General features: G+C 36.5%; 7 protein-coding genes. All 7 read right to left on the bottom strand.

Going from position 1 to position 16,953, the window contains the following annotated elements:
- Positions 1-23 precede the first annotated feature (23 nt).
- A complete protein-coding gene (locus FXY30_RS01860) occupies positions 24-8,780 on the bottom strand; it encodes a helicase-related protein (protein WP_047200378.1) in 8,757 nt (2,918 codons plus the stop codon).
- 86 nt (positions 8,781-8,866) lie between these two features.
- Positions 8,867-10,336: an AlbA family DNA-binding domain-containing protein gene (locus FXY30_RS01855; protein ID WP_232009034.1), complete on the bottom strand. Its 1,470-nt coding sequence runs from the start codon at positions 10,334-10,336 to the stop codon at positions 8,867-8,869.
- A complete protein-coding gene (locus tag FXY30_RS01850) occupies positions 10,314-10,493 on the bottom strand; it encodes an AbrB/MazE/SpoVT family DNA-binding domain-containing protein (RefSeq protein ID WP_047200379.1) in 180 nt (59 codons plus the stop codon). The genes FXY30_RS01855 and FXY30_RS01850 overlap by 23 nt, the downstream gene beginning before the upstream one ends.
- An 83-nt stretch (positions 10,494-10,576) precedes the next feature.
- Positions 10,577-12,283, bottom strand: a complete 1,707-nt coding sequence (locus FXY30_RS01845; RefSeq protein WP_047200380.1) for a DNA topoisomerase 3 — start codon at positions 12,281-12,283, stop codon at positions 10,577-10,579.
- 98 nt (positions 12,284-12,381) lie between these two features.
- Positions 12,382-14,571: a CD1107 family mobile element protein gene (locus FXY30_RS01835; protein ID WP_047200381.1), complete on the bottom strand. Its 2,190-nt coding sequence runs from the start codon at positions 14,569-14,571 to the stop codon at positions 12,382-12,384.
- Positions 14,549-14,785, bottom strand: coding sequence for a hypothetical protein (locus tag FXY30_RS01830; protein WP_047200382.1), 237 nt, complete (start codon positions 14,783-14,785; stop codon positions 14,549-14,551). The genes FXY30_RS01835 and FXY30_RS01830 overlap by 23 nt, the downstream gene beginning before the upstream one ends.
- A 12-nt stretch (positions 14,786-14,797) precedes the next feature.
- Positions 14,798-16,951 carry a CHAP domain-containing protein gene (locus FXY30_RS01825; protein WP_071705099.1) on the bottom strand — a complete coding sequence of 718 codons (2,154 nt, stop codon included), beginning with the start codon at positions 16,949-16,951 and terminating at the stop codon, positions 14,798-14,800.
- Positions 16,952-16,953: the final 2 nt, after the last annotated feature.

Here is a 16,953-nt window from a genome sequence, read left to right as displayed (position 1 = left end):
TGGCAAAAGGGAGGTTACCCTCCCTATCTTAAAAATTCCTGTTCTTTTGTTTTTTGCTTTTCTTCTGTTTTACTTTCATTTTGATATGCTCTTATCTGCCCTAAAATAGATGGCTTATCATCTGATTTTTGTGTGGTTTCTTCTTTGCTATGAAGATTATCCTCCACATCATAAGTTGACTCAAAATAATCACTGTCCTTAAAGTCATTGTCATATCTATCAGGAATACCGTCATTATCGAGGTCTTTAGAAAGTGGATCATAGAAGTTGCCCTCATCGTCAATATCAAGACCCGTTGCTGCTCTTAAATCTTCTGAATCAACATAAACCAAATCGCTAAAAGAGGACATTTCTATTTCATTTTTGATGTTTCTTAGAGCTTCATTTTCTCCTTTATTCTCATAATCAAAGCTCTCTGTTTTGATAGGCATATCATCAATATACTGTGTCCAAGTTTTTTCCTCTAAATCAAGCTCATACTGAATACCATGTCTTTCATCCGGCGTATTGGTATAGGCGATACCGATATGTTTTAAATCAGGATACAGGGTATTAAATTCATCATAGCTATGATTTTCTTCATATTCCCTGTTACAGAAATCAATGATTGCCCTTTTTACATCTTCTATAAGCGGATTATCATTTCTCTTTTCTTCCACTTCTCCCATATCGAGTAGCTTATTCAATTCTGCAAGTCTTAATACCTTAGTTTTCAGCTCATCAGCTTTTTCAAAAGGCTTTTTTAATTCCTCTTTGGCATTTTCCAGTTGTTCTTTTGTACTGATAAGTTTTTCTTCAAGCCTGTTTAATTTCTCAGGCATTTTCTCAAGAGCATTATCCAGTCTTGTAAGGTTACCGTCCGCACTTGTTCCAAGCTCTCCTGAATGCTTTGCAGCACCATTTAGGCTAAAGTTATGTTCATTGGTAAAGAAGTTATAACTTACTTCTAAATCCATATTTCTATACTTTCCTATAACCTTGCTTTCATTGATTTTAACCTTTGAAATAGCTTCAAGAAGTCTTTCTCCGGCTAATTTCTTATCGGTAATTTTTTCTCCTGCAATGGTAATGGAAGTAAACTTTTCCTCGCCTTCCGCTTTAGGCTCTACATCGGATATATCTTTTCTGACAGCTTCAATGAGTTTTTCCGTTCTTGCGATTTCTTCAGGATAGTTTTTCACCACCTTATCCTCTAATCTGTAACGGTTGGACTTATAGTTTGCTTCAAGCATTTTAAGTTTTGTAACCTCGTTGTCCAAATCCATCTTCTCTTTAATCTTTGGATCACCCGTTGCAAGAGCTTTAATCTCTGCATAGTTAAGAGAGCTTTCGTCCACATCTTCCGCAACACGAACAGGAGTCTTTGAAGTCATAATCTGAGAAATGAATTTCTGCTTATTCTCTATCGTCTGCCATAAGTAGCTGTCAAATGTATTCTCTGTAACATAACGATAGATATTTACTTTCTCATTTTCGTTCCCCTGTCTTACAATTCTCCCTGCTCTTTGCTCTAAGTCAGCGGGACGCCAAGGCACATCGAGGTCATGCAAAGCAATCAACTTATTTTGCACATTCGTTCCTGCTCCCATCTTCTGCGTTGAACCCATTAAGATACGAACTTCGCCTTTTCTTACTTTCGCAAAGAGTTCATCTTTCTGTTTGTCTGAGTTTGCTTCATGGATAAAGGCGATTTCTTCTTTTGGTATTCCCATAGCTACGAGTTTTTCTCTAATATCATCATAGATGTTAAATTCTCCATCTCCTTTTGGAGTGGACATATCAGAAAAAAGTAGCTGTGTTGACCTGTTTTCTTTTGTCTTATCCCAAATGGCAAAGACATTCTTTACGCATACATTGACCTTGCTATCAGGATTATCAGGAAGCAGAGGATTGATTAAACGCTGATCTAAGGCAAGTTTCTTACCGTCATTGGTAATCTTAAGCATATTATCAACCTCTGGCTCTACAACTCTATTTCTAACATCATCTGCTCTTTCAGAAAGGCTCTTTAGAATTTCTTTTTGTTCTTCAGAAGGCTCTGTTTTAATAACCTCATAGTTAGCTTCAGGTGTAGGAAGGTTAAGCATATCCGCAGTCTGAATATCTGCAACTTCCTTAAACATACTCATTAGTTCAGGTAAGTTATAGAACTTTGAAAATCTCGTCTTTACCCTATACCCTGTACCTTCAGGAGATAGTTCAAAGGAGCTTTGCGTTTCTCCAAAAGTGGAAGCCCAAGAATCAAAATGCTCCAGTCCATTCTTTTTAAGGCTCTCATACTGAAGATACCTTTGCATGGTATAAAGCTCTGTCATAGAGTTACTTACAGGCGTTCCTGTGGCAAAGACCACGCCTTTGCCGCCTGTCATTTCGTCCATATATCTGCATTTCATAAACATATCGGAGGACTTAAAGGCTTCTGACTGCCCGATACCTGCAACATTACGCATTTTGGTATAGAGATAAAGGTTCTTAAAGCCATGTGCCTCGTCAACAAAGAGCTTATCAACTCCTAATTCCTCAAAGGTAATCACATCGTCTTTCTTAAAATCATCATTTAATTTTTCAAGCCTTGTTTCCAGTTTTTTCTTTGTCTTTTCGAGCTGTTTCACAGTAAAGTTCTGATTTCTGTCATGCTTGTATTCTTCTACATAGTTTACGATTTCATCAATCTGATCTTGAATATGCTTTTCCTGATATTCCTTACTCATAGGAATTTTTTCAAACTGCGTATGTCCGATAACAACCGCATCGTATTCCCCTGTAGCAATCTTGCCTATAAATCTCTTTCTGTTTTTCGGCTCAAAATCTTTCTTATCTGCCACCATAATGTTAGCCGACGGATATAGCTGCATAAACTCACGACCGATTTGTCCTGTTAAGTGATTTGGTACAACAAACAAGGACTTACTGCACATACCAAGCCTTTTACTCTCCATTGCAGAAGCTACCATTTCAAAGGTCTTTCCACTGCCTACTACATGGGCAAGCAAGGTGTTTCCTCCATAAAGACTTCTTGCTATGGCATTTCTTTGATGAGGTCTTAAGTCAATCTCCGTATTCATTCCCTCAAAGGAAAGATTGCTTCCGTCATATTCTCTGTTACGGATAGAGTTAAAACGCTCATTATACAGCTTTACAAGACGACTTCTTCTTTCCTGATCGTTAAATATCCAGTTCTTAAATTCTTCTTTTAATAACTCCTGCTTTTGTCCTGCAAGCATGGTTTCTTTTTTATTTAGGACAGAAGTTTTAGAACCGTCCGGATTTACAATCTGGTCAAATACCTTTGTTTCTTTCAGGTTTAAGGCATCTTCAATCAGCTTATAGGCATTTACCCTTGATGTACCGTAAGTCATCTCCGCAAGGTCATTTCCTCTGTCCCTGCTTTTTCCTTCTACATTCCATTCACTTGTCAGGTTTGAAAACTTAACCTTAATATCCCATCTTGCATATCCCGGAGTTTTCAGCGTTTCAAAGATGAATTTCTCAATATCTTTAATCGGTATCCAAGTTGCCCCAAGACGCACATTGATTTCACTTGCTTCAAGCTCCTTTGGAAGAACTTTTGTAAGCTCTGCTTTTTGATATTCCAAACGGTTCATCTCATAGCTTATCAGCTCTTTTTCTTTTCCATTTTCTTCATAGCCAAGATGAGGAAGTTCTCTTTCCGTTTGTCTGAGCTTTGATAAGTAACTGTCTACTATGGCAATCTTATCCCTGATATTTCCACTTAAATATTCATCCTTTGTTACATAGCCATATTTATAGGAATTACTGCCATTGGCACAGGCAAAAGGTAAATCACCATCTTCTAAGTTAAAGGAAAGCGGTCTGTAAAAGTTTTGTTCTTCTCTAATATTTAGGTAGATTTCCCCTCGAAGCTCCTCAATTAAAGTTGGTCTGTCTTTTCCGGTAAGACTTCCCATATAGTCAAAATCCACATAGCCTTTTTCAGATACCGATAAAACAAGAGCTTCTAAAGAGGTATCCACATGGTCTATGACTTTGGCTTTTGTAATGGTTCTTTTGGAGAAAATATCTCCCTTTGCCTTGAAATTTTCTTCTTCATCAAGGATTTCAATGGATGAAACAAGCGGGAAGTTGCTATCCTCTTTCAAGGCTCTGGTATTACTTAGGTTATTTACAAAGCCATGTTTCTTTGAAAAATTGTCATATACTTCATTTAGTTTTTCCTGTGAAGCCTTAATTTCTTCTTCATTAAAATCTTCTTTCTGCTTGTAAATCACATCTTTTAAGGCAGCATTCAGCTCAAGGTAATCCTTGATTTTTTCTTTTTTCTTGTCTGATACTTCCTTTTTGATAAAGAGTGAGTTTTCTCTATAATAAACTTCATCATCAATTAAGGTGTATGAGAAGTTCTTTACATCATCGGTTGCAGGAATTGATGTTATTTCATCATCAAGTAGCTCTATTTCTTCATACTTTGCATCTTTTGAAATTCTTTCTCCCGCAATCTCGATACGATCCTTTAACGAAGCCATATTGTTCTCTTGCCCTAAAAAGGCTATCGGCTCACAAGTTAGAGTTTTTCCAAATCGACCACTTACCTCACGCATAGAACCAAGCACCTGCTCCGGATGTTCGACAAAGTATTTGTTATATACAAGTCCATTTTCATCTTCCGCAAGGTGTATCCAATCTTCATCTCGCTCAAGTACGCTATCTCTTTTCTTTAGGAAAATAATATCGCTTGTTACCTCAGTTCCTGCAACACCCTTAAAGGTATCGTTTGGAAGTCTGATTGCCCCTAAAAATTCGGATCTTGCTGCAAGATAGCGTCTTACACTTTCGTCTTTTTTATCCATTGTCCCTGAAGATGTAATAAAGGCGATAACCCCGCCGTTTCTTACCTTATCAATGGACTTGGCAAAGAAATAATCGTGAATAAGAAAGTTATTGCGGTTATATTCTCTGTCATTTACCTTGTACTCTCCAAAGGGAACATTTCCGATTGCAACATCAAAGAAGTTGTTGGAAAATCCCGTTTCTTCCAGTCCCTTTACCTGTACTTCACTTTCAGGGTATAAGAGTTTTCCAATACGACCACTTACCGAATCAAGCTCTACACCATAAAACTTGGACTTATTCATTTCATCAGGTAGGTTACCGATAAAGTTCCCGATCCCCATTGACGGCTCAAGGATATTTCCCTGTTTAAATCCCATACCTGAAAGCGTCTTATATACGCCATCAATAACGGTTTTCGGTGTGTAAAAGCTCGTTAAGGTTGATTCTCTTGCAGCTTCATATTCTGATGACGATAGATTTTCCTTTAAGAAAGCTCTTGCCTCTTTCCACTGTACTTCTTTACTTTCATCAAAGACATCAGATAGTCCGCCCCAACCTACATATTTTGCTAAAACTTCCTGAGCTATAATATCAAGCTCTCGTTCTCCGCTTTCCACCCTGTTAAGCATAGAGATTGCTTCAAGGTTATTGTTTAATCTCTCACTTGGAGATAACTTTTGAGGAAGAGTTTCTTCTGTAATCTTGAAATTATGTGCCTCATTTTTCTTTATTTCTACTTCCTTAAAAGTCTTTTCGGGCTTTGCATTGGTGAGATTTTCAAAGATTTTATCAAGCTCACTTTCTTTGTAATAAGGAATTACATCGGAGCCTGTAATCATACCTCCAAGATACTCTGTATTATCCTTGACCGTTACTGTCTTTAGGTTATTTCCCATATCATCAAATCTTGTGATGGTATAGTCTTTTCCCTTGTACTTCACTTCATCACCGATGATAAATTCAGGTCTTTCAAGATTTACTTGTCTTAATAAATCCTCATCATCTGTAAAGGATATAATCGGTATTTGATGATTACCTTGTCTTGTAGGATCAAGCCACAAATCATTTCTTCCTGTGATTTGATTTTTAGAGATCTCCCTTACTTTGTACTCCTCATGATTAAAATAGACGGTATCGCCTTCTTTAACTACAAACTCATCTGAAGGGCTGTCCTCTTTTTCGTTAAGCTCTACTTCTTCTTTTTCCTTTAGATAATCAAATAAGGTAGCCTGAAGAGGTTCTGCCTGTATGCTTTCTTCTACTTCTTCAGGTGCTTCAAGCTCTGTATTATTCTCCTCAAAGCTAAGTTCTCCATTAAAGACATGGTAAAGCTCCTGCTCATCCATCTGCTTTTTAAGTTCACTGTCTTTAAGTTCTCTAAAGGTCTTTGGAAAATCCTCTAAAACAAGTCTTTGGGCATTTAATTCCTTTAGCTCATCAAGATTAAAATATCCCCATTCCGGTTCTATACCTAAAACAAGTCCAAAAGCGTCTTTGCTTTCTCTATCGTACTCCGTCATATACCAAGTCCAATTAGAACGGAAAGGAATAATATATGCTGCATGAACCTGTTTATCCGCTAAAGCGACATCCTCTTGTGCATAAAGCTCAGGAACTTTCTCAAGCATTTCATCAGTCATCAGATTGTATGGATCGTCTTTAGAGTAATAACTTGGCTCTTTTTGTTCTTCTATCGCTGTCTTGCTTTCAATTTTATTCTCTTCAAGATAAAGATTTTTAGAAAGCAGCTCATCTATATACTTTGCTACATTTGACCATGTAAGAAATACATCGTTACAATGATTCTTCTGTAATTTAAGTCCCTTTGCATCGTGCCATTCTCCACTTCCTCTTTCGCCTGAAACAGCATGAGAGCCTCCGCCAATTCCATACTCGTCTTTTAAGAAATTTGCTTTTTCCTGAAGCGTATGGTTTTCTTTAAAATACTTTGTAATTCTTTCTTTCCCTCTATCTACTCCACTTCCTCTTGAAATCGTAGCAAGGACTTCATCTTCTGTAATAAATCCTTGTACCTTTGGAAGTTCGGTAAGATTAGAGGTATATTCCTTTCTCGGAAGTTCAAGCTCCTGCAATTTTTGATAAAGGCTATCTACCTTGTGATAATGAAATCTTAGTACATCTCTATTTTCTTTGTATCCTGCTAAAAAACGGCTGTACTCGGAAATAACATTTTTTAGATAGTCAGGATTTTTAAGAGCTTCCGATAACTGTCTTGTTTCTTTCGGAAAGCCACCACCTCTTTCTATAAAGTCAAAATATCCCTGTGCTTTCCCTTCTTCACTTAAATCGTGGTATAGATACCATAAGGATTCTGAAACTCTATCTCTTTCATAGTCCTGTGCTTCTAAAAGCTCTACATTTGTAGCAAACTCTCCTGTTTCTAAAAGCTCACTGATTCTTCTTGCAGCATTGCTCCAGCTTAAAATTTGTGTCATATCTTCTCTTGCAGAAGTTCCATAAGCTAAATGAATGCCTTTATCCGAATACCAGGAAGATACTTCTCTTTCATCAATGTAAAATCCGTTTCCACCTCTAAAGGTATCTTTAAGGTATTCTCCTAATTCTTCTACTGTTTTTCCTTTGGAAAATTCAGCAATGATAGGAAGTCTTTCGCCCTCATGGTTTCCACCGTTTACAAGAATACTGTCAATATCATTTTGAGTAAGAGGTATTGTAAGTTTAATCTGTCCTGAGTTTTTTTCGGGTAAAGAAAAAGAAGCCTTGTCAGCTTCTTTTATCTCTTTATCCGTATTTTCTTTTAGATTTCCACTATCTCCTTGATCGTCATCTCTTTGAGGGCTGAAATCATCGCTTGGTACTGAGGATGGCTCTCGTCCTCTATCTTCCAAGCCATCATCAGTTTCGGCTTCTCTGTCCTCATAAACTCTATCGCCTGTTTCTGAGTATCCATCAGATGCCCTATCAGTTTCTTCTCCTTGTATAGATCCACTAACATCTCGAAGTTGCTCTGCTCCTCGCTGTTTGAAAGATAATCCAACCTCATCACTGCGTATGTCGGATTCGGATATTCCCTCATAAAGTCCATCTCTTCCTCCAACTGATTCAGTGTATTCTCTTTGATTTTCTCTATTATCTCGTCCGTACTCTCCATTTCGGAAAATTCGCTCGTTTTCACTAATTCTTTCCTGATCATCTCGTCGAAGTACATTTTCTTCTACCTCCTCTAATTCTTCTTTTATTTTATTATATCCTGCTTCTTTGCCTCTTAAAACTTCCTTTTGAAGCTCTAACTCTTTGCTTTTTTGAATGGTTGCATCAATGACTGTTCCGCTAATGTCCGATACCGTTTCTCCAAGGCTCATAAGAGAAATGCTGTCAAACATTGCAAAGTTTTCCTTTAACAGATCCTTATCCATAGGATAGTCTAACTTAAATCTTGAAGCTACTGCATAGCTTACTGAATCCCTAACAAATTTAGTAAAAGATATTCTGTCCTCATCAGATATTCTAAGTTCATTCATCAAGCTATCTATTTTTTCATCTCCGTAGAGCCTACTTAAAGAAAAGATATTTTCTATGGTGTTTTCACTTTCTTCATAGCCTTCAGCTTTTATCATTTCTTTTAATACATCTCTATGAGCTTCTTTATCAAATCTCCAAAGATTTACCTCATTGACATCTCTGTTTTTGGAAACTGTCTGACTAATATCAAAGATATAGTCCACCTTTTTGTATGTGCCGTAGTCCTCTAAAATGGGAATACCCTTTTGACCTCGCATAACGGTTCGGTTAAAGTGTTCTCTCCAGTAGTCAAACTTGGCACAAGCTGTCGCTTCAGTATTTTTATTATAAATACTTAACTGACTTCTAAAATCGTATTTCTGATTGTTCCCGACAACCTTTAAGAGCTTCAGATACTCTGCTTCACTCTGCAGAACATCTTGTTTTATTAGCTCCAAAATGTTATGAAAATCATTTATTCGCATATTTACCTCCTTCTTTTTTTACAAACAAAAAAGGCGATTAGATTTTACTCTAATCACCTTTCAATTCTATGTGCTGCAACTTACTGCTATTCATTCAGTTCCCAATGACCATTATTTCCACTTCCTACATATTGTAGATTATCCATTTCTTTAATGGTTCTTTCTATAGTCTTTACACTAACTCCAGCTTCATCTGCAATTGCTTTTCTTGTAATCTTGTTGTTTCCTCTTATTTTTTCTTTTATAAACTCTGCAAGAGCTATCTTATCGTGAGCGACATCCTGAGCGACACTGTGAGCGACATCCTGAGCGACACCGCTTCCTCCAACTTTTTGAGTCGCTATTTTCTTCAAAGGAATAATCGTTCTAAATATATCTCCCTCCTCAAACAGAGGATCAACACCTGAATATAGCCTTGTATATTTATAGGTGTTTCTCATACCTGAACCAAGCTCATCAGCAAGTCCTATTTCTCTAAATACTTTTGAAATAGCCGGATTTTTAGGAAAAGGTTCAAACTTTTGTAAATCCAATGCTCCCATGCCATGAGCTAAGTTACTGTTTTCAATCATAATCTTCTCATCGTCAATAATCATTTTTGCAGGGAAACCACTTGAATAATCTCTGTGAGCCAATGTATTAGAAACAATTTCTCTAAGTATTCTATCCCTTGCATTGACATTTACAATTCCGTCTAAGACAAATAAGTCATTCAAATGCTTCTGTCCAAACGCAATAAGCCTATCGTAGCTATCAATCAGATTTGTTATGACTACATCTCTATCGTCATATCTATCCTTGTTTTCAACTCTAAATATTGCATCAGTTTTATGATGTGGAAGAACAGACATAATAGAGTTGTCTTTTCCAAATAACAAAATTGCCGCTAATGTAATGCCCTCATGCTTTGTTTCAGGATCTGTCAGAATGAGATTTGCACTTCGGAGCAGTTCCTCATAACTCATATTTTCCCAGACATGATTTTTATTTCTTGCTACTGCCATTCTCTTGGCTTTATCAATAACATCAGTATCAAGAAATTCTATATCGAGGTTTGGATACACCTTATTCACAAAATAGCTTCCCTGTTTCCTCGAATATAGCTTATAGACAAGTTCTGCATGGTCTGTAATATTGATGTCTCCTTCATAAGACCTGTCCCATATTCTTCCATTATGCCTGCATACCTGATAACCTTCAGGTACTTGGATATAAATCACTTTTTTACCGTCAATCTCAAATACTTCCGGCAATAAGTAAAGTGGTGGGTACATCTTCTGCGAATTGTTAATAGATGTTGTAAATTCTTTAATAATCTTATTAACTTTATCTTCGTTGACACCAATAATTTCTCTATTATCATCTACACCAAGTAAGATGTGTCCTCCATTTCTATTGTTAAAAGAGCATACTGTATCAAAGACATCTTTGGTTAAAGCATTCCTCGATTCTTTAAATTCAACATCTATTTTTTCTCCATTTTGAATTAACTTTTTTATTTCATCTATTGTCATCTGTGTTATTTCACCACCTTTATTTATCAATGTTTTCTTCAATAAAAGTCTTGGAGTTTTGAATTTGCACCTTATCTTTATGAACTACAAAAGTAACATAATCTCCATTTTGTAAGTCCAAAAGCTCTCTTATCCTTTTCGGAATAGTAACCTGCCCTTTTGACATAACTTTTGCAGTATCTATAAATGTATCTTTCATACCCGTTTCCTTTCGCCCTACTTTTCCTACAAAAGATTATATCATTTTTAAGGCATTTTTTCCACCTTGAAATTAGTGCCATCTTACTTGATATAAGTTGAAACCACTTCTTTTATCTCATTTTCAATCGCCTCTAAAAATTCTTTCTTTGAAGATTTTCCCTGTGCAATATCCGATAACTCCATTTCCCACTTTGCTGTTGTTTCTGCCGATTTAAATGTATCGGCTACAATAGTTACAAGGCTGATTCCTTTATGTGTAGCAATAAGGTTCTTTTTATCTCTTTCAATAAAACCTTTAAAGATTAAATTTTCAATGATTCCTGCTCTTGTTGCAGGTGTTCCAAGTCCTTTTCGCTCAACTTCTACACCTTTTTCCAATGCGTCATTTCCTGCAAGCTCCATCGCCTTTAGGAGAAGATCTTCCGTAAAATGTTTAGCTGGTTGAGTATATTTTTCTTTTATCTCTTTATCTTTAATATCAAGACTATAACCAATCTTTACATCCGGAAGCACTGTATCTTCATTTTTCTTTTTCGCATATTCGTTTAGGTATTTGGTAAAGCCCTCATCTACAATCACCTTTCCACTACTTGTAAATTCAAATCCATCAAATTCAGCCACAATCTTCGTTGTATTCTCAATTAAAGGATAGCCTACACTTGCATGTAGCTTATTTAAAATAAGTTCATATACCTTCAATTCACTTTCCGGAAGAGAAGTTAAGTTCTCATTCATACTGCTTGCTGTCGGTATAATCGCATGATGGTCTGTAACCTTTTTAGAATTAAATACCGTCTTGATACGCTCTGTGTCAAAATCATTCTTTCCTAAAATGTTATTAACCGTACTTACAATCATATCTTCAGTAAGGCATCTGCTGTCTGTTCTTGGATAGGTAATCAGTTTCTTTTCGTAAAGACTTTGAGCATAATCAAGTGTCTGCTTAGCTGAGTATCCAAAATATTTATTGCACTCTCTTTGAAGCGTTGTCAGATCAAATGGCAGCTCAGGCTTTGTTATCTTTTCCTTTTGAATAACATCGGTAATTTCTATCTTATCGCCTACTAAATTTAAGAGCTGTTCCGCTGTTATTTCATCATCAATTCTATCTGTTGATAGTGTAAAGCCATTCATAGAAAGTTCGACTGTAAAATATTTTTCTTTCTTAAAATTTGCTATCTCATTATCTCTATTTACAATCATGGCAAGGGTAGGTGTTTGAACTCTGCCCACACTGTAATTTTGCTTGTATAGACACGAATACAGTCTGCTTAAATTCATTCCCACAAGCCAATCTGCAATCGCCCTTGCTTGTGATGATTCAAATAGATTATCGTAAAAACTTCCGTCTTTCAGGTTATCAAAGCCCTCCTTTATGGCACTATCTTCCATTGATGAAATCCAAAGGCGTTTCATCTGCTTTTTGCAATTTGCCTGATTGTATACAAGCCTGAAGATTGCTTCTCCCTCACGCCCTGCATCGCAAGCATTTATCACGATGTCTATGTCCTTATCATTCATCAGCTTTTTAAGAATGGTAAATTGTTTCTTTGTGGACTTTGTAATCTCATACTTATATTCTCTTGGGATAATCGGTAAATCCGCCATATTCCACTTTGCATACCTTTCATCATAGCTTTCTGGATTTGCCATCTGAATTAAATGTCCGACACACCAGCTCACCTTGTATCCGTTTCCCTCATAGTATCCGTCTTTCTTTTTTGTTGCTCCAATTACTTTTGCAATAGAGATTGCAACACTTGGCTTTTCGGCAATTACAAGTTTCATCTATATTTTTCCTCCTGTTTTTCAAAATAAGAGGGCGAAAGATTTTACTCTCCCGCCCTGTCTTTTGCACCAAATATGAGATAGTTTTGGGTGCAAATTTATTCCAAATCATCATCTTCCTTATCTTCTGTTTCTGCTTCATCTACTTCATTTTCACTTTCTTCCGCTTCTGAAAAGAAATCATCATCTTCCTCCTCAAAGCTTTCAAGCTCCTTATCTTCCTTTTTCTTAACGACCTTGAAATAATATCCTGCACCTAATGCTCCTGCTACTACAAGAATTAGAATTAAATAGGTTCCTGTATTACTGCTTTCTTCTTTTTTCACAGGTTTAGGTTCTTCTTTTTGTGGTTCTTCCTTTGTAATTTCCTGTTTCGGAGCTTCTTTTTTCTCAACCATATTAAGAAGATCGTCTTCGGATACTTCTGTTAGGAGCATAACATTCTCGCTATCCTCATCGTGATTGATGATTAGATGGAAAGTCTTGCCATTCTTAGTAGTAAAGGTAACAAACTGTCTTGCATCCGCTGAATACATATCCGTTTCTCCCTTATCACTGCTATCTCCATGATGAATTGGATAATCATTGTTCGCATTATCCTTATTTTCCGTAACAGTTCCTCTTGCCTTTGATGGTGCTGACGCAACTCCTTTATTGGTATTTACTGTCTTACTTGAACCATCCATAGAGAAATCCTGACTGCTGTTATTGGCAGGCTGTTTCGGTGTCAGCTTATTGGGATAACGAACTTCTTTTTCTTTTCCATCGGTCTTGTCAACATTTGTGTCCTTTGTAATCTTTCCTGTATTATCCTGTGATGATGAGCCTTTTCCCATATCACTTACCGATGTTTGAGGGAAGTTTCCTGTTCCTGTTTTCATTCCGGAGATAGGGCTGATTGGTGTTACAGTAGGATTATGCGTAACTGTAGCCTTGCCAACCTCATTCGTCTTTTTCTCAAGCTCCTTAATTTTCTCAGTTAGCTTCTCAATCTCCTTTTTCATATCCGCCGATAAGTCCTTATCGTCTTTGCCCTTTTCAAGTTTTTCCTTCAGCTTATCTATTTTTTCCTCAAGGTCTTTGATTTTCTCCTTTTGCTTGTCGCTTAATTTATCCTTGTCCTTAATCTCTTGATTTAGCTTATCAAGTTTTTCCTGAAGTTCCTTAGATTCCTTTTCCATTTTGGAAATATCATCTTTGCTAAGCTCTGTTTGAGTTCCCTTATCTTCTGTTTTTTGCTTTTCCGTCTGCGTCTGAGCATTACTTTCTAACTTTTTTACAATTCGGATAATACTATCGCTTCCATCACATTTTACTTTGTAGCTTACAAAATTGTCATTAAAGCTCATGTTATCAGGAAGCATTTCAAGATCAGAAGCGTCAATCACCTGATTTTTATCAAAATAAGCTGAATACTCCTTATATACCTTTCCATCCTGATATTGATATTTGACCTTTACTTCACTTTTTGTCTGACTTTCCTGATCCTTTGTATCCTTATTGTCTGTTTGAGCTGACGCATTCGCTACTCTCTTATATAAATCCTCTAAAGGTAATTCAAGGTATGGGACACCTGTATGAAATCTGTTCCATGTTTCAATAATCAGCTTGTTCTTAACAATCTTAATTTCTTTTACATTGTTGATATTGGGATTTACTTCTTTTACTCTGTCAATAATAGCGTTCTTTGTTTCCTCTTTAAGCTCTCCCTCATAGTCAACTGTTACTTTCTCAATATTTCTATTTAACTGTAGAACAGGGCAGGTATAGACAATGACATTTGCTTTCTTTCCTTTTATGGTTCGTTCTTCTGCTTTTTCTGTAATATCTCCAATATAGTAATTATCTTTATCTCTTGGAGAAACGATACTTGTAAAAGCACCTGTCCCTACATTATGAATTCGATAATATGGATAGGGTTTCTTTGTCATGTATCTTAGATCATCTAACTCATTTTCCTTGTCCATGTTCTCATTGGTAAAGGTTTCATTATACTTATCGACAACCACACCGCCCTTTTCTTCAAAGGATTTTGATAAGGAAAATTTAAAGTTCAATGGCTGACCTTCTTTATTTTCTTTTCCGACATAATAAAATCCTCTAAAGGTGTCATCTGAAGTATGATCCTCAAATTTCAGTTCATAATATGTTTCATATTTTTCAGGCGGTTCATTTGACGCAAACACTGTCTTTGCACCAACTTTTAACACCCCTAAAACTCCACCCATTAACAGGGTAAAAGCTACAACAATGGCTGTAATTCTTTTATTTTTCAAACTGGTTTTCATTTGTTTTCTCCTTTTTCACTTCTGCTTTTTCTCTGTTTACTTTTGCCATTAAATCACTGATTGCAATGTTGTTCTTTCTGCAAATGGCAATAATTTCTTCGTTTTCAAGTTCTTCCTCACGAATGAACAAAGGCTCCAATTCTTCATCAATTAGAGCCTTTTTATCCTTTAACTTCTTTATTCTATTTTTTACTGCTGTCAGTTCTTTTTTCAAATTGTGTCCTCCTTATCTGTTTACATTTGGCGGAAAGCCGAAGCCTACGGGATGATGCTGACAAAAAGATGCTATCCAATCATCTAAGGTAGTTACTCTGATTCTCCCGATATTATCTATCACCTTGCCATCGCCTATATAAATTCCTACATGACCATAGGTAAGTCCTGCTGTACTTCCGCTACTACTACTTTCAACTGCAACAAGCATTCCTACCTTGAGTTTTGATTTATCTGATGTAAAGGTATAGTTTCGGTACATATCACAGGCATTTCCTCCGATATATCCAAGTCCTGCATTTTGATAGACCTGCGATACCCACATAGCACACCAGCCTGCACCCGGAGATGGCGTAATGTATGCAGCATTTACAATCTTCTTTTGAACTTCCGTAGATGCCTCATACTCTTTTCCACCTCCGATACCTCCATTTGAAGCAATCAGATCGCTATTGCCAAAGGCTTCTCCCATATTGCCTTGAGCAAGGAATAAGGCTTCATAGTGTTTTAGATTGTCAGGATAGTTTGCAAAGACTTCCTTTATGATGCTGTCCATTTCCCTTTTATGAAGGGTTACAATCAGTTTCTTGTACTCGTAAGGTTCTTCATGGCTTTCGGTATATTCATTTCCATCTTCATCGGTATAGGTTTCTGTAACTGTCCTGTATCTGATTTCTACTTCTTCCTTATACTCAAGGTCATACATGGACTTAAAAAGCTCATTTAATACGGAGCTTACTTCCGATACATTCTTTACTTCTCCGCACCTTGATGTAATGTAGGATAAAAGCTCATGGACATTATGACCGATGTACTCTGTATTATTTAGGATGTACTCGTCATATCCGGGATAATTTTCTTCGACATTGTCAACCTCACTTTGAAGCTCACTTTCCATAGCGGAAAAGTTCTGATTGATTTCATTTAGGACATTTGGCTTTGACAAATAGCTTGTTGTAAGAACAGAACTTGTGGAGTTCATAAAGCCTGTCATTCCCGTTCCTGCAAAGTTGATAAAGAAAGTTCCCAAAATAATAAGACCTATGAAAATAACCATAAGTCTCTTTGCTTTTCTTAATATGACTTCCTTTGAACTTTTAAGACTTCCTATAAGCCCTTCCTTAATGCGATCTCTAAGCCTTGACTTATTCTGTCTTTTAATGGAATCTTTCATCTGCTTTCGCTTTTGAAATCGCTTAAAGTTATTTGCTTTTTGATACTCCTGTGTCTTTTTCAGCTCCTCTTTGGCATCTCGAAACTCCAATTTGGATTTTCTCTTTCTGATTTTATAGTCCTTATTTGTAAGGTCATATCCTTTTTTTGCTTTTTTCTTATCCGAGTAGTTCTTAATGCCATGAATGAGCTTTGAGCTTGTATCTGCTGTCTTCTCTCCTGCCTCTACCCCTTGATTTTCATCGCTTCCATGAGATAGGTAATCTCTTACGGTTTCACTTCCTTTAGCAAGTCCTGATAAAGCGGACACCTTAGAAGCCTTATCCCTAAAAGTTCTTTCCTGTTCTTTAGAAAGCCTGTTTTTCTTTTCTCTATCAAGAATGGCTTCTTTTCTGCTTTTTTTATTGTCAGCCTTTTCCTCTTTGGCTTCTTTGTCCTTTTTTCTGGTATAGAGCTTATCGGAATAGTTTTTTCTCTTATAATTTTTCTTTTGAGCCTTTTGCTTATTTACTGGATTTCTGCTAATCTCATCTTTTTTTAATGCATCTACATCATAGGTTGACTCAAAATAGTCGCTGTCCCTAAAGTCGTTGTCATATCTGTCTATAATCCCATCATTGTCAAGGTCTTTTCCTAAAGGATCATAGATTTTTCCATCTTTAACCTCAGTATCATAATCAGCTTTTCCAATTTCTTTTTGACTTACACCTTCTGTTTCAGTTACAGAAGCTACGCTATCCTTATCAGAAGCTCTATACCTTGCATTTCTTTTAGAAGTTTTTCCGTTTAATTCAGTTTCTGCACTTCTCTTACTGACCTTTTCATGAACCTTATCTTGAAATCTGTCTTTGTCATGGACGATTTTCCCTCTGTAATCATCATTATGCTTTAGTTTATTTTCTTCAGGCTCTATGCTGCTATTACTTTGCAGCCTTTCCTTTTCAATCCTTGCCCTTTGCCTTTCCTTAAAGTCCTTTTTCAGTTTCTTTCCCATAA

The sequence above is a fragment of the Murdochiella vaginalis genome (assembly GCF_902381775.1).
Classification (GTDB): Bacteria; Bacillota; Clostridia; order Tissierellales; family Peptoniphilaceae; genus Murdochiella; species Murdochiella vaginalis.
Note: the sequence above shows the minus strand (reverse complement) of the source record. Positions and strands in the feature narration are given on the sequence as shown.